The sequence below is a fragment of the Candidatus Pantoea edessiphila genome, assembly GCF_002933345.1.
Taxonomy (GTDB): Bacteria; Pseudomonadota; Gammaproteobacteria; order Enterobacterales; family Enterobacteriaceae; genus Pantoea_C.
Map to the genome: position 1 here is coordinate 132783 of NZ_PDKR01000002.1, position 17496 is coordinate 150278.

General features: G+C 26.2%; 12 protein-coding genes. 11 read left to right on the plus strand and 1 reads right to left on the minus strand.

Translation table 11 applies throughout. The features are described 5' to 3' along the window. Window positions 1-57: 57 nt before the first annotated feature. From ispC to tilS, 11 genes are all read left to right on the plus strand, one after another. A complete protein-coding gene (gene ispC / locus CRV09_RS02245; RefSeq protein WP_136132513.1) occupies window positions 58-1251 on the plus strand; it encodes a 1-deoxy-D-xylulose-5-phosphate reductoisomerase in 1194 nt (397 codons plus the stop codon). Between the two features lie 154 nt (window positions 1252-1405). After that, window positions 1406-2161, plus strand: a complete 756-nt coding sequence (uppS, locus tag CRV09_RS02250; protein WP_136132514.1) for a polyprenyl diphosphate synthase — start codon at window positions 1406-1408, stop codon at window positions 2159-2161. Window positions 2162-2173: 12 nt separating this feature from the next. Further along, the gene (locus CRV09_RS02255) at window positions 2174-3016 is read left to right on the plus strand and encodes a phosphatidate cytidylyltransferase (RefSeq protein ID WP_136132515.1); all 843 of its coding nucleotides are present in this window, start codon (window positions 2174-2176) and stop codon (window positions 3014-3016) included. Window positions 3017-3035: 19 nt separating this feature from the next. After that, on the plus strand, window positions 3036-4409 hold the full coding sequence (gene rseP, locus CRV09_RS02260; RefSeq protein ID WP_136132516.1) for an RIP metalloprotease RseP: 1374 nt from the start codon (window positions 3036-3038) through the stop codon (window positions 4407-4409). 35 nt (window positions 4410-4444) lie between these two features. Continuing rightward, a complete protein-coding gene (bamA, locus tag CRV09_RS02265; protein WP_136132517.1) occupies window positions 4445-6859 on the plus strand; it encodes an outer membrane protein assembly factor BamA in 2415 nt (804 codons plus the stop codon). Between the two features lie 69 nt (window positions 6860-6928). Continuing rightward, window positions 6929-7435: an OmpH family outer membrane protein gene (locus CRV09_RS02270; RefSeq protein ID WP_136132518.1), complete on the plus strand. Its 507-nt coding sequence runs from the start codon at window positions 6929-6931 to the stop codon at window positions 7433-7435. Between the two features lie 191 nt (window positions 7436-7626). Next, window positions 7627-8097 carry a 3-hydroxyacyl-ACP dehydratase FabZ gene (fabZ, locus tag CRV09_RS02275; protein WP_136132519.1) on the plus strand — a complete coding sequence of 157 codons (471 nt, stop codon included), beginning with the start codon at window positions 7627-7629 and terminating at the stop codon, window positions 8095-8097. Window positions 8098-8542: 445 nt separating this feature from the next. After that, window positions 8543-9133 carry a ribonuclease HII gene (gene rnhB, locus CRV09_RS02280; protein WP_136132520.1) on the plus strand — a complete coding sequence of 197 codons (591 nt, stop codon included), beginning with the start codon at window positions 8543-8545 and terminating at the stop codon, window positions 9131-9133. 28 nt (window positions 9134-9161) lie between these two features. Beyond that, the gene (dnaE, locus tag CRV09_RS02285; RefSeq protein ID WP_136132521.1) at window positions 9162-12647 is read left to right on the plus strand and encodes a DNA polymerase III subunit alpha; all 3486 of its coding nucleotides are present in this window, start codon (window positions 9162-9164) and stop codon (window positions 12645-12647) included. 11 nt (window positions 12648-12658) lie between these two features. Then, a complete protein-coding gene (gene accA / locus CRV09_RS02290; RefSeq protein WP_136132522.1) occupies window positions 12659-13615 on the plus strand; it encodes an acetyl-CoA carboxylase carboxyl transferase subunit alpha in 957 nt (318 codons plus the stop codon). Window positions 13616-13847: 232 nt separating this feature from the next. Beyond that, window positions 13848-15203, plus strand: a complete 1356-nt coding sequence (gene tilS / locus CRV09_RS02295) for a tRNA lysidine(34) synthetase TilS (RefSeq protein ID WP_136132523.1) — start codon at window positions 13848-13850, stop codon at window positions 15201-15203. Between the two features lie 59 nt (window positions 15204-15262). On the opposite strand, the gene CRV09_RS02300 is transcribed toward tilS, so the two are convergent. Beyond that, the gene (locus tag CRV09_RS02300) at window positions 15263-16984 is read right to left on the minus strand and encodes a proline--tRNA ligase (protein ID WP_136132524.1); all 1722 of its coding nucleotides are present in this window, start codon (window positions 16982-16984) and stop codon (window positions 15263-15265) included. Window positions 16985-17496 lie beyond the last annotated feature (512 nt).

A 17496-nucleotide genomic window follows, 5' to 3' on the forward strand; every position in this document is an offset into this window, starting at 1 on the left:
AAGTATTTATAACTAAAAATTTATACTAATAATTTTTTAGTTTGAGTGGATGGTTTTATGAAAAGATTAACTATATTGGGTTCAACAGGATCTATTGGTATTAATACATTAGAAGTAATTCGTGTTAATCCTAAACTTTACCAGATTATAGCATTAGTTGCTGGTCACAATATTGAATTAATGGTTCAACAATGTAAATTATTTCAACCGCGTTATGCTGCTATGGCTGATGAACAATCGGCTTTACAAGTTAGCAAAAGATTAAAATTGCTTAATGTAAAGACTGAAGTTTTCTCAGGGATTAAAGTAGCATGTGAATTAGCAGAACTTGGTGAAGTTGATCAAGTAATGGCTGCTATTGTTGGTACTTCAGGTTTACTACCTACATGGTCTGCAATTTGTGCCGGTAAAACTGTATTACTTGCAAATAAAGAATCTCTTGTTACTTGTGGTCGAATTTTTATAGAGGCAGTAAAAAAGTACAATGCAAAACTACTTCCTGTAGATAGTGAGCACAATGCCATTTTTCAGGTTTTACCGTTTTCTATACAAAACCATTTAGGTTTTTGTAGTTTACAGGAAAATGGTATTGAATCAATTATCCTTACAGGATCAGGGGGTCCTTTTCTTAATATAGATTTAAAGTATTTAAATAACATGTCTCCAGAACAAGCATGTACTCATCCAAATTGGTCTATGGGTCGTAAAATTTCTGTAGATTCAGCAACTATGATGAATAAAGGTTTTGAATATGTTGAAGCTAGATGCTTGTTTAATGCTAGTGCAAGTCAAATAGAATTAATATTACATCCTCAATCAATAATTCATTCAATGGTACGTTATTGCGATGGCAGTATATTGGCTCAATTAAGCACTCCTGATATGCGTATACCAATCGCTCAAAATATGGCTTGGCCTTCAAAAATTAATACAGGAGTAAAACCATTAGATTTTATTAAGGTTCCTGCCTTTACTTTTATTGAACTAGACTTTATCCGATATCCTTGTTTAAAATTAATGATAGATGCTTTTAGTGATGGACAAGCAGCAACTATTGCATTAAATGCTGCTAATGAAATTGCTGTTTCAGCATTTCTAAATTATCAAATCAAATTTATGGATATAATATCATTGAATAAAGAAGTTTTATCATCTTTTTCTTGTCAAGAACCAAAATCAATAGAAGCAGTACTTGAAATTGATCAAACAGCTCGTAAGATTGCAAAAAAAAATATTTGTCTTTTTCAATAATTAATTAAATATTATTAAATAATAATATTTAATTAATTTTTTTAACGACATTATTGTTAGAAATATTGAGATAAAATACTACAGAAATTATGATTAATATCAATATATTATTAACTAAACTAATTATTTAATATTAACGAGCTGATTATGTATTATGTCACTTTATAATAGTAATTATGATATTAGAAAAAAAAATAATTTGTATCATGTTGCCATTATTATGGATGGCAATGGACGGTGGGCTATTAATAAAGGAAAACTGCGTATTCACGGTCATAAAGCTGGTATTCAATCAGTAAAAAGGGCAGTGAATTTTGCTATAAATCATAAAATAAAAGCATTAACACTTTATGCTTTTAGTAGAGATAACTGGAAACGACCCCAACAAGAAGTAGCAGCTTTAATAGGATTATTTGTTTCAACTTTAGAAATTGAAGTAAAAAGCCTTCACAGGCATAACATTAAATTGCGCATTATCGGTGATGTAAGTTGCTTCAGTGATAATATTCAAGATCGTATTAAGTATTCTGAGGCATTAACTAAAAACAATAATGGACTGATACTGAATATAGCAGCTAATTATGACGGACGTTGGGATATAATTCAAGGTGTGAAAAAATTAGCAAAAAAGGTACATAAAGGATTATTATGTCCTGATCAAATAACTGAAGATAGTTTGACATCTCAACTTTGTATGCAAGAATTATCATCAGTAGATTTGCTGATAAGAACAGGTGGAGAATATAGAATTAGTAATTTTCTATTATGGCAAATTGCTTATGCTGAATTTTATTTCACAAAAGTTCTTTGGCCAGATTTTGATGAAAATATTTTTGAAAAAGCTTTAAAATCATTTTATTTAAGAGAACGTAGATATGGTGGAGTTTTGTCTGATAAAAAAATTAACTAAGAGGTAATATTTTTGTTAAAAAACCGTTTTTTTACTGCTTTAATTTTAACTTTTTTTGTAATTATTTCATTATTCTTGTTATCTCCTTTAAATTTTGCATTAGTGAATACATTAATATGTATGCTTGCAGCTTGGGAATGGAGCAAATTATCAGGGATAACATTATGTTATCAACGTTTATTAGTAGCTGTATTTTTTGGTTTAATATTAATATTTTTATTTAAAATTAATCGATACGATATACATTCGTTTATAGTAATTTTTTTATTATCTATTTCTGGAATTTGGTGGTTAATAGCATTGTTATTGGTATTAACTTATCCTGTATCTTCTTTTATTTGGAAAAATTCCTATTTAATTCGTATATCTTTTGGAATGTCTACTCTTATTCCCTTTTTTTATTTTTTAACTACATTTAGATACTTATATTACGATACAGATCGATTTGCTGGATCTTGGTTAATATTATTTATTATTTTTTTAGTATCTTGTGTTGATGCTAGCGCTTACTTTTTTGGTAAGGTTTTTGGTAAATATAAACTCGCACCTATAATTTCTCCTAATAAAACATGGGAAGGTTTTTTAGGTAGTTTGTTTTTTTTATTTATGATAATTTTTTTATTTTCAAATTTAAATTTGATAAATTTTTCAAGAAAATTTTTAATATTTTTTTCTTTCATAATAACTTTTGCATCTCTTTTAGGAGATCTTACAGAAAGCATGCTAAAACGTGAAATTGGTATTAAAGATAGTAGTAATATTATTCCAGGTCATGGTGGTATTCTTGATCGCATAGATAGTTTAACTATAGTTGTTCCGATGTTTGGCGTAATGGTAGTAGTAAATTCTATTTAAATAGATTGTAAGGATTATTATGTTAAATATGGTCTGGGATTTTATATTTTTTATTATAACTTTTGGTTTGCTAATTACAGTGCATGAGTTTGGACATTTTTATATGGCACGCTTTTATGGTGTTAAAGTTAATCTTTTTTCTATTGGTTTAGGCAAACAAATAGTCAAGTTTAATATTCGTGATACTAACTTTGCTATTTCAATAATTCCTATTGGTGGATATATTAGGATGCTTGATGGACGTTTTGATGATATCCCTGTAGCATTACTTAATCAAACCTTCAATAATAAACCTATTTGGAAAAGAGCCTTTATTATCTTAGCAGGTCCTGCTGCCAATGCAATACTAGCTATTTTTATCTATCTACTTGTATTTTTAAAAGGATCAATGGTTTCCTGCCCAGTTATCGGTCATATAAAAAAAGGATCTATAGTAGAAAAAGCTCAAATTGAATCTAGAATGGCAATTAAAAAAATAGACCATATCGATACTCCAAATTGGAATACAGTACGTATGATATTGATGTCAAAAATTGATATGCATGAAAACATTTTATTAACACTTGTAAATATTGATAACAAAATTACTTACAGAAGAAAAATAAATTTAAGTGAATTAAAATATACTACAAATAATATCAAAGATCCTTTACAGATAATTGGGATTATTCCATTAGATCTAACAAAAAAATTAGTTGTTACTAAAATAAATAAAGAAATTGTGAAAAATGGTTTACAATTAGGAGATGAAATTACTAAATTAGAAGGTAATGAGTTAAATTTGCAATATAATGAATTTAATTCGAAATATTTTATCAATAATATAAAACCATATTTAAACAAAAATATAACGTTGGATATCAATCGTCATGATAAGATCATAAAATTAGTAATAAATTCAAATGAAATAATGAGACATTACGTTAAAAAAAATTTGTCTTTAGCTCCATTATATAACGTTATTTATTATAAATTTCCACAAAATAATGATATATTACTTTCATTCATTAAGGCTGTTAAAAGAACTTATCAATTAATGAAATTAACTTTCTATTCACTATTGAATTTAATTAAAGGTAATACGCATTTAAATGGATTAAGTGGTCCAATTTCGATTGCTAAAGGAGCAAGCTCATCAGCAAAACATGGAATAATTAATTATTTATTATTTTTATCTTTAATTAGTATTAATCTTAGTGTTTTTAATTTATTTCCTTTACCAGTTTTAGATGGGGGACACTTATTATTATTGATAGTAGAAAAAATTAGAGGTAAACCATTATCTGAGCAAGTTCAGAATATTTTTTATATAATAGGATTTAGTGTTTTAATAATTTTAATAATAGTTGCTTTATCTAATGATTTTTCAAATTTTATTATTGGTAAAATTTGATTAACTATAAATACATTAAGGGAAAGTCACAAAAAATGGCAATAAAAAAATTATTTGTATTTTTTCTGTTTTTCATAACAATTAATAGTTATGGTTCTGATAAAATTAATAAAATTAATTTTGAAGGTTTGCATCGAATATCTTCAAATTTAGTATTATCAAAAATACCAATTAAAATTGGTGATAAAATTAATAATAATAAAATAAAAAAAATAATTAATTCATTGTATTCTACTCATAATTTTGAAGATATTAAAGTTTTTCAAAATGGTAAGAAATTAACTATTAGAGTGAAAGAACTTCCAATAATATCTAGAATTACTTTTATGGGTAATAAAATAATTAAGAATGAAGAAATAGAAAAAGTTCTTGAAGATCATGGTGTGTTTGTAGGCAATATTCTTAATCCATCTGTAATATCTTCAATTAACAAGGGATTAGAGAGTTTTTACCCTAATATAGGTAATTATAATACTGTTATAAAATCGATTGTCACTCCTTTGCCTAATAATTATGTTGATATTAAATTTATATTTAATGAAGGTGTTTGTACAAATATTTATCAAATAAATATAGTTGGAAATAATAAATTTACCTCAGATAAATTAATTTCTTTATTTAAATTACGAGATAAAAGATCGTGGTGGAATATAACAAAAATAAATAGATATCAAAAAGAAATATTAGAATCTGATCTTAAAAATTTACGTAATTTTTATCTTGAAAATGGTTATTTACGTTTTAAAGTAAAATCTACTAAATTAAGTTTAACACCAGATAAAAAAGGAATTTATATTACGATATATATTGATGAAGGTGACCAGTATAGAGTTTCAGGCATATCTCTAAAAGGTAACTTAGACGGTCATACGCAAGAAGCTCATGATCTAATTACAATTTCTATTTCTGTCGATGATTTGTATAGTATAAATGATATAAAAGAAGTAAAAAATAATATTAAAAAGTTAATTATGAATTTTGGCTATTCCTTTCCTGTTGTAACAGTCCATTACAAAATAGATGATGTAAATAAGAAAGTTCGATTAGATTTCAATGCTAATGTGGGCAATCGTTATTATGTACGCAATATAGATTTTGAAGGTAATAACGTATCAAAAGATATTGTATTGCGTCGTACAATAAAACAAATGGAAGGTACTTGGTTAAGTGGTAATCTTATTGACCAAAGCACAGAACTGTTAAAAAGAACTGGTTTTTTTAAAACAGTTGAATTAGAAAAAAAATTTCTACCAAATCATCCTGATCAAGTAGATTTGATTTATAAAGTAAAAGAAAGTAATACTGGTAGTATTAAATTTGGACTAGGATATGGTATAACTAATAATTTAAACTTTCAATTTAGCATAAATAAAGACAACTTATTTGGTACTGGAAGTAGTATTAGTTTGAATGCTCTTAAAAATAAAAAACAAACTGAAGCTGAAGTCTTATTAATTGATCCATACCTTACAATAAATGGTATTAGTTTAAGTAATCGTTTTTTTTATAGTAAATTATTCAAAGATAATTCATCTAATGAATATAGTAATGAAAATTATGGTTTTGATAGTACAATAGGTTTTCCATTTAATGAAAACAATAGATTAAATCTCGGTGTAGGTTATATTAATTCTAAAATTCTCAACGTAGGCCCTCAAATAGCTGCCTATCGTTATTTTAAATCAGTTAAAGACTTTGAATGTTTCCCTAGTTATAGAGGTGTTGTTGTAGGTGATATTAACTTTAATTATGGTTGGAATTACAATACACTAGATAGAAATTTTTTCCCTTCTGAAGGTAACTATATAAACTTGAAAAATAAAATTACCTTTGTTGGATCAACAAATAAATTTTTAAAATTTTCATTAGACGGAACTAAATATATACCAATTGATAAAGAAAAAAATTGGATACTCTTAGGACATTCACATTTAGGTTATGGTTATGGTCTTGGTAAAGATCATGAAATGCCTTTTTATGAAAATTTTTATTTGGGTGGCCCAAAGACCTTAAGAGGTTTTGGAATTAATAGCATTGGTCCAAAAGCTGTTTACTTAAAACAAGATACAGTTACTTCTGATTGCATTAAAAAGGGAACATGTATATTATCGGATACACCAGTAGGAGGAAACGCAACAATTTCTTCTAATTTAGAATTAATTTTCCCTACACCATTTATTAACGAAAAATATGTAAGTTCATTTCGTACATCATTATTTTTTGATGTCGGTAACGTATGGGATACTAAGTGGGAAACAACTTATGACGGGAAGTTAATAGAAAATCTACCAAATTATAATTCTCCTGAAAAAATTAGAATGTCAACAGGGATTACTTTACAATGGTTATCACCTATTGGTCCTATAGAATTATCTTATGCAATACCAATTAAAAAATATGATGGAGATCAAATAGAAAATTTTCAGCTTTTTATTGGTAAAACATGGTAATATTAAATTTAAATAGTATAAAAAAATATATTTTTATAACTTGATTTTTAATCAAGTATAGGTATTTTTATGAAAAAATTTTTATTTCTAGCATCTTTAGTTATTATTTTTACATTTTCAACTTATTCACAAGCTTCTAATAAGGTGATTGCGGTTGTAAATTTATATGATATTTTACAAAAATTATCAACAAAAACCAATTTCGTTAAAAAAATAGAAATTGAATTTAAAATTCGTGAAAATGAACTAAAAAATCAAGAACGTAATTTAAAAAATAAAATTGATTCATATAATCGTGATAAATCAATAATGAAATTAAGTGAAAAAAACAAGCTTGAAAAATACATTATTAAACACAGAGAAATATTTTCCTCTAAATTACAGATTTTTGAACAAGATAAAATACGTCGACAAATAGAAGAGCGTAATAAAATCCTAATTAAAATCCAGAATGCAATAACGCAGGTAGCAAAGAAACGTAATTATGATATGGTAATAGATTCTAAAGCGACTGCTTACATATCTTCTGAGGCAAACAACATTACTGGTGAAGTATTAAAAATAGTTAAAAAATGATATATTTACTGCTTAAATCAGTATAATTGAGGATGTTTATACAATACTTATATTCATGCAGTTATACTGAATATTATTTAATTTAAATTATATCTTATATCATGAAGAGATATTTATTATTGAATTACAAAAATATTTTAAACTAATTCTATGGTTATATGATTTTATGGTTTTAAATCAGGAAAACTATCTTGACTATTGAAATTCATACTCTTAAAGCTGAAGATATTTTAAGGTTAATTCCACATCGTTATCCTTTTTTATTGGTTGATCGTGTATTAGAATTTAAAAAAAATAAGTATTTATATGCATTGAAAAATGTTTCAATTAATGAACCATTTTTTCAAGGACATTTTCCAGGAAAATCTATTTTTCCTGGGGTGCTTATTTTAGAGGCAATGGCTCAAGCCACTGGTATTTTGGCTTTCAAGAGTGTTGGTAAATTAAAATCCAATGAGCTTTATTATTTCGCTGGAATTAAAAATGCTCGTTTCAAACACCCAGTAATACCAGGAGATCAAATGATTATGAAAGTTATATTAGAAAAAACTCGTTTTGGTATAACTCGTTTTAAGGGTGTAGCTACCGTTGATGGAAAAACAGTTTGCGAAGCTACTATGATGTGTGTCCGTAGGAATATAATTAATAATTTATCTTATTAATTATATTAGTATGTAAATTTAATTAATTTTAAATAAGTAAATTGTGAGTCTAGATTTAAACTATTTTTTGTAACGATAATTGGTTAGTATATTGTAGTTGATTATCTAAAACATATAAAACAAAACGACGTTATTAAATCATGATGCAATTAATTATTTTACTATATTATAATAATTAAATCAGAAAATGGTTAGTTATTATTTAGACATTGAAAAACATATCACTTCTTAAATTATCGTTACATTATCAAATTAAATTTTTTATAGTATTTGTGTAACATACTTTAATGGTATGACCTAGAAGTTAGATAATATTAAGGAGCTATGTTTTTTAATATATTAATTAAAAAAATTATTAAAACACTTTAATTATAAGTTCTATTATCAATCTTAGATTGTATAAATTAATTAAATATATAACAAATTTAAATTGGATTTTTTAATAATGTTTGACTTTAATCGCTATCCTGATATTAAATTTATTGCTGGTGTAGACGAAGTAGGACGAGGAGCATTGGTCGGAAGAATAGTAACAGCAGCAGTTATTTTACTTCCTGGTAGCCAAATAAGAGGTTTATCTGATTCAAAAAAAATATCTGTGAAGAAAAGAACGATTCTTTATGATGAAATCATAAGACAGTCATTAGATTTAAGTATTGGTTACGCTGAAGTAGAAGAGATTGACAGGATAAATGTTTTCCATGCAACAATGTTGGCAATGAGACGTGCGGTGGATGGATTATCTATTACACCTAATTATGTTTTAGTAGATGGCACTCATAGTCCTAAAATGATATATCCAACAAAAACCATAATAAAAGGTGATTGCATTATCAGTGAAATTAGTGCTGCATCTATCATAGCTAAAGTAACAAGAGATCAAGAAATGATTAATTTAGACCTATTATATCCCCAATATGGTTTTGCACAACACAAAGGTTATCCTACTAAGGTGCATATTAATAATTTAAAAAAATATGGCGCTACCCCTTATCATAGACGTAGTTTTGCACCTGTATTAAATACTCTAATTTAAAATATATAAATTAATATAAAATATTATAATGACTACTGAACCTAAATTTATACATTTAAATGTTCATAGCGATTATTCTATGATTGATGGTTTAATTAAAATCAAATCTATAGTTAAAAAAGCATTTTTACTTGGTATGCCATCTATTGCTATTACTGATTTTACTAATGTTTGTGGATTAATACAGTTTTATTGTAATTCACATAATATGGGTATTAAGCCCATTGTTGGTACGGATTTTAAAGTTAATAATAATATATTAAGTAATCATTGTACTAAAATTACTATTCTTGCTTCTAATAATATTGGTTATCAAAATTTAATTTTACTTATTTCTCGTGCCTACAAACGTGGTTATGGACTTAATGGTCCTACTATAGAGTTAGATTGGTTATGTGAGTTAAAAGAAGGATTAATTATTCTTTCTGGTGGACGTTATGGTGATGTTGGCCGCAATTTACTACTTGATAATAAATTATTAGTATCGAAGTGTTTACAGTTTTATAAGAAATATTTTACTGATAATTACTACTTAGAATTAACAAGAACGGGTCGACCACATGAAGAAATTTATTTAAATAAGGCAATAGAATTATCTATTACCGAAAATTTACCAGTAGTGGCTACTAATGAAGTTCGTTTCCTTAATCAAGAAGATTTTAATGCTCATGAAATTCGCGTAGCTATAAATAGTGGATATACTATTAGCAATCCTAAACTTCATAGTAATTATAGTAATCAACAATATATGCGTAGTGAAGATGAAATGTGCGATTTATTTTCAGAAATTCCTGAAGCACTTAAAAACACTGTTGAAATTGCTAAAAGATGTAATGTTACCCTAAAGTTAGGGAAATATTATTTGCCAAAATTTAAAACAGGTAATATGAATCCAGAAAATTTTTTAGTTTTTCAATCAAAATTAGGGTTGAATAAACGTCTCAAATTTATCTTTAAGGATCGCATAGAATGTAGTAAAAAACGAATTAAATACGATCATCGTCTTCAATTAGAACTTAATATTATTAATAAAATGGGTTTTCCTAGCTATTTTTTAATAGTGATGGAATTTATTAAATGGGCAAAAAATAACAATATACCTGTTGGTCCTGGCAGAGGTTCTGGTGCTGGTTCTCTAGTAGCTTACGCACTTGAAATCACTGATATAGATCCTATAAGATTCAATCTTTTATTTGAACGTTTCCTAAATCCAGAACGTGTGTCAATGCCTGATTTTGATATTGATTTTTGCATGGAAAAAAGAGATAAAGTTATTGAACATGTTGCTGAAATATACGGACAAGAAGCAGTTTCTCAAATTATTACTTTTGGAACTATGACAGCAAAAGCCGTCATTAGAGATGTTGGAAGAGTATTAGAATATCCTTATGGATTTATAGATAAAATTGCTAAATTAGTTCCATCTGATATAGGTATTACATTAGAAAAAGCATTTATAACAGAAAAAAGTTTAATAAATTTATACAAAACAGATGAAGAAGTTAAAATGCTTATAGATACAGCACGTAAGTTAGAAGGTGTTATACGTAATGTAAGTAAACATGCTGGTGGTATAGTCATTTCTCCAACTAAAATTACTGATTTTGCTCCTATTTATTGTGATGAAAATGGTTGTAATACGGTTACACAATTTGATAAAAATGATATAGAATACATCGGATTAGTTAAGTTTGACTTTTTAGGATTAAAAACTCTTACTATTATAAATAGTACTATAAATATGGTTAATATTCGTAATAAGCAACAAGAAAAACCATTAATTAATATTGAAACAATTTCCCTTAAAGATGAAAAAAGCTTTAAAATGCTAAAAAAAGCAGAAACAACTGCAGTATTTCAGCTTGAATCGCGTGGTATGAAAGATTTAATTAAACGTTTACAACCTGATTGTTTTGAAGACATAATTGCATTATTAGCATTATTTCGCCCTGGACCTTTGCAATCAAGAATGGTCGATAATTTTATTAATAGAAAACATGGAAAAGAAACAATATATTATCCAGATATTAAGTGGCAACATGAAAATTTAAAACCCATATTAGAATCTACTTACGGTATAATTCTTTATCAAGAACAAGTGATGCAAATTGCACAAGTACTTTCTGGTTATACTCTAGGTAAAGCAGATATCTTACGTAGAGCAATGGGTAAAAAAGACCCAGAAGAAATGGCAAAACAGAGATCAGTCTTTAAAGAAGGTGCAGAACTTATGGGTGTTAACACTAAACTTGCAATGAAGATCTTCGATTTATTAGAAAAATTTGCTGGGTATGGTTTTAATAAATCACATTCTGTTGCATATGCTTTGGTATCTTATCAAACGTTGTGGTTAAAATCCAATTATCCTGCTGCATTTATTGCAGCAGCGATGACTGCAGATATTGATAATATTGAAAAAATTATTAGCTTGGTAGAAGAATGTTATCGCATGAAAATAAAAATATTACCACCAAATATAAATCATAGTTTATATGAATTTCATGTTAATCAAGAAGGAGAAATTTTATATGGAATAGGTGCAATTAAAGGTATAGGAAAACTTCATATTGAATCAATTCTTGATACAAGATGTAAAGAGGGAAGCTTTAGTAATTTTTTTGATTTTTGTCAAAGGATTGATTTAAGGAAAATAAATCGTCGTATAATAGAAAAATTAATTATGTCTGGTGCTTTAGATTGCTTATGTTCGAATCGTGCTTTAATGATGAATTCAATCGATGAAGCAATTAAGATTTCTAATCATAATATAAAAAAGAAAATTACGGGACAATTTGATATGTTTGAAGTGTTAATTAAAAAACCAAAACAAATTAACATGATTAATAAAAATCACATATTTTGGTCTCCACAAAAACAACTTGATGCTGAAAAAGAAACTCTTGGTTTATATCTTACTGGTCATCCTATGAATGCTTATTTAAAAGAAGTTGCTTATTACTCTAATGGAATAAATTTAAGTACTATCCATTCTTTAGATCATAGAAAAACAATTGTTATTGTTGGAATAATAATCAACATAAAAACGATGTTAACTAAAACAGGACATTATATAGCCATTTGTACATTAGATGATAGTTATGGTCGAATAGAAATAATATTTTATAGTGAAATTTTTAGCAAATATAAATCATTCTTAAAGAAAGATAATATTTTTATTATTAAAGGCAAAATAAAGATTGATAATTTTAATGATAGCATTAAAATGGTTGCTTACGAAGTAATGAATATAGATCAAGCACGTAAAAAACATGTAACTGAGGTTTCTATATTACTTAAAGATGAACAATTTAATAACAAATTATTAAATTTAATTTATGAATTAATTGAATCATATTGCTCAGGAAAAATCCCTATAAACATTTATGTGAATAAAAATAATATACTATCAAAGTTAAAAAACAAAAAAAAATTATTTGTCTCTCTTAACGATAATTTAATTACTGACTTAAGATTGTTGATTGGAAATAATCAGGTAGAACTTAAATTTCGATAAAGTATAAATATATGAATCTTAAATATTTAGATTTTGAACAACCGATAGTAGAAATAGAAACAAAAATTAATTCACTTAATTCAATTAATTATTTTCATAATTCACACATAAATATTGATCAAGAAATAAAAAGCTTGAATAAAAAGAGTGCTGATTTGACTCATAAAATATTTTCAAGTTTAAATGCATGGCAAATTTTACAACTATCACGTCATCCTTTGCGTCCTTATACCTATGACTATGTCTGCAATATATTTGATGATTTCGACGAGCTAGCAGGAGATCGTTTATATGCGGATGACAAAGCTATTATTGGCGGTATTTCACGCTTAGATCAACGTCCAGTAATGGTAATAGGTCATCAAAAGGGTAGAGCAATTAAAGAAAAAATACTCCGAAATTTTGGAATGTCAGGTCCAGAAGGATATCGTAAGGCATTGCGTCTAATGAAAATGGCAGAAAAATTTAAAATGCCAGTAATTACTTTTATAGATACCCCTGGTGCTTATCCAGGTGTAAGTGCTGAAAAACGTGGTCAATGTGGAGCGATAGCACATAATTTAAGTGAAATGTCAATGCTAAGAGTACCAATAATATGTACTGTCATTGGCGAAGGAGGTTCTGGTGGTGCTTTAGCAATTGGTATTGGAGATAAAATAAACATGCTTCAATATAGTACATATTCAGTAATTTCTCCAGAAGGGTGTGCTTCTATTTTATGGAAGGATGCAAATAAAGCACCTTTAGCAGCAGAAGCTATGGGTATTACTGCTAATTATTTAAAAGAACTTAAATTAATAGATACAATTATTCCGGAACCATTAGGAGGAGCTCATCGAAATCTTATTGAAATATCAAATAATATGAAACAACAACTTTTATTTGATTTAAATGATTTAGATAAATTAACCACTGAAATGTTGCTCGCTCGCCGTTATAAACGTTTAATTAGTTATGGATATGTTTAATATCTTATTAAATTTATGTTTAAATATTTTAATATTAATTATTTATTATATTTTAATTATAAAGAAATAATCATAATAGTCTTCATTATCATTTAATAAATGATCAAAACTTATTGTATATTAATTAACCATTAATAAACCTATACAGTTAGAAAATTAATGCAAGATATTTCATAGTTAATAGTTAACGGATAATTTTTATGTCTTTATTAAAAATAAGGATCACATATTTATGTTTTTCAATAAAGTTGACTCATTACTTTATAACAATTCAAGAGTTGTAATAGCATTTAGTGGCGGTTTAGACTCAACTGCATTATTGCATTATTTATCTATATGGCATAAAGTTCATCCTCAATCTAACTTACGAGCCATACATATAAATCATGGATTAAACATAAATGCAAATAGTTGGGCTAGTCATTGTAGAAAATTATGTTTAAAATGGAAGATCAATTGTAGCATATTAAAAATAAAAATTAAAAATACTAACAAAAAAGGTATTGAAGCAACAGCTCGTAAAGAAAGATATAAAGCATTAATATCTTCTTTATATCCTGAAGAAATCTTATTGACTGCACATCATCTTGATGATCAATGCGAAACTTTTTTATTGGCAATTAAACGGGGTAGTGGTCCATTAGGTTTAGGTGCTATATATCCTTTAATTATAATTGGTAATAATAAAATATTAAGACCATTTTTAGAATATCCACGTAAATTAATAAAAAGCTATGCAAAAAAATATCATCTTAATTGGATAGAGGATGAAAGCAACTATAATATAGATTTTGATCGTAATTTTTTGCGTAATTTGATTTTACCAAAAATAATTGCTAAATGGCCAAATTTTATAGAAACTACCACAAGAACTTCGTTGTTATGTAGAAAACAAGAGCTTTTAATTGATGAGTTATTATTAGATCAGCTAGAAAATCTTATATCAAAAGATGGCAGTTTATATTTTCTTCCTTTATTAAAAATGAGTGATATTAAAGTCTATGCCTTATTGCGTAGATGGATTGCTAAACAAGGAAGTTTAATGCCTTCTTATAACAAATTAAAAGTAATTTATTATGAAATTATTTTAAGTCGTAAAGACGCACAACCTCGTCTTAAATTAGGTTCATATGAAATAAGGAGATTTCGTAATTATCTATATATATTACCAATAAACAAATCATTAAAAAATATTACAATCAATTGGAAAAATTTAAATACAGAATTAGTTCTTCCTCAAAATTTAGGATTACTTAAAGCTAATTACAATAATAAATTGATACGCTTACCTATTTATAATGAATATGTTACTATTCAATTTTATGCGAATGGCTCTTGTCATTTAGTAGGACGTAAAAATAAATATAAAATAAAAAAAATATGGCAAGAATTCAATATTCCACCATGGAATAGACATCGTATTCCTTTGATATACTATAATCAAATTCTTATATGTGCAGTAAATTTATTCATTACAGTTGATGGAACTGTTTTAAATGATAATAATGGATGGCAAGTAATATGGGATCAAAATAAAGATAAACACAATCAAACAGAAAAATATTCATATATTAATAAAGATTGTTAATCTATTAAAATAATTGCAATAAATAAATTTCTGTTTGTTATTTCTAATCTAAAAAAATATTATTTTTTATTAAGAATATTAAGTAAAAAATCTAGAATTTTATTCTGTTGAATCAATTTTTTTTCACCAGTATTACGTAACTTATATTCGATTACTTTATTTTGAAGATTTTTATCACTGACTATTACAATATGTGGTATACCAATTAGTTCCATATCTGCAAACATAACACCTGGATTATCTTTACGATCATCAACAATAACATCAATTCCTTTTTTAATTAATATATTATATATATTTTCTACAAATTCTCTTACATTCGAAGAATTATGTATGTTTATTGGAATAATTGCTATTTCAAAAGGAGATAAAGAAATAGGCCAAATAATACCTTGTTTATCATGATTTTGCTCAATGATAGCAGCTACAATACGTGTGATACCTATTCCATAACAACCCATTAATATTGTTTTACTAGTTGCATATTCATCTTGAATTAATGTTTTTATCATTTCAGAATACTTAGTACCTAATTGAAAGATATGTCCTACTTCAATACCCCGTTTTATTTGTAATACTCCTTTTCCATCTGGACTTGAATCCCCTTCAACTACATTACGTATATCAGCTACTCTAGCTAATGGTAAATCTCTTTCCCAATTAATTCCAATATAATATTTGCCGTCAATATTAGCACCGGCAACAAAATCAGTCATATTAGCTACAGTTCTATCAACAATAATTGGTATATTTAAACCTATAGGACCTATCGATCCCGGTCCAGCTCCTATCTTAAAACGTATTTCTTTTTCACTAGCAAATGTTAAAGGTGATGCTATTATATTAATTTTTTCTATTTTCTTTTCATTTAATTCGTGATCTCCACGAATTAATAATGCAATTAAATTAAATCCTTTTTCTTGTCTACCTTTAACTATTAATGTTTTAATGGTTTTTTTTATTGAAATACCAAAATTATTTACAAGTGATACAATACTATCTATATTTGGAGTATCAATTTGAAGTAATTTTTTAGTTGGTAAAATAAATTCTTTTTTTTGTGAAACTGCTTCAGCACATTCAATATTAGCAGCGTAATCTGATTGATTTGAAATAACTATTAGATCTTCACCATTATTTGTTATTGCTTGAAATTCATGTGAAATATTACCACCTATAGATCCATTATCTGCTTGTACTATCCGAAAATTTAAACCCATATAATTAAAAATATTATTATAAGAATCATACATGGTTGTATACATCTTTTCTAAAGATTCTTTACATAGATGAAAAGAATAAGCATCTTTCATAATAAATTCACGTGAACGAATAACACCAAATCGTGAACGCATCTCATCACGAAATTTAGTTTGAATTTGGTATAAATTTATTGGGAGTTGTTTGTATGATCTTAATTCATTTCTTATCAAATTGGTGATTACTTCTTCATGTGTTGGACCAAGAACATATAAACGGTTGTGACGATCTTTTATTTTTAATAATTCTGGACCATATATTTCCCAACGACCGCTTTTTTTCCATAAATCAGCAGGCTGTACCATTGGCATAGAGATTTCAATTGCGCCTATTTTATTCATTTCTCTGCGTATTATATTTTTAATTTTTTTAAGGACACGAATACCAGTAGGCAACCAAATATATAAACCAGAAGATAATTTACGAATCATTCCTGCACGTATCATTAGTTTATGGCTAATTATTTCCGTTTCGGCAGAAATCTCCTTATGAGTGGATAATAAATATTTACTAGTACGCATTAACAATCCAATTAATATAATTTTAAATAATTTATTTAACTTATAAAATATTTATTTTTATCAAAAAAAATAATTTTAGTTTTATTAATAATAATAAACAAAATATCATTATATGATTTTGCATATTGATAATTAAATCATTATTTAATGATATAATAGATAATTATTTTTAATTAATAATATTAAAATCGATTTATAAAAAAATATTTTTAATATTCTTGTAAAAATAGTAAAATATTACCATGAAAATGACATTAATTTTTATTTTCAATAAAATATTTTGCTACTTATTCTAAATATTTCATTTTATGATATTTAAATAATAATCTTTTAATTTAATAATTATCAAAATATAATAATATCTCGATAGACAATATTTAATAATATTATAATATAGTCAAGATATTTATAATTAATCAGTATATTTAGACAAGAAAAACTTGACTAATAAGGTCAACAGAGTTAGCATAACGAATTATTATAATTATTATTAACAAAGCTCTTTAACAATT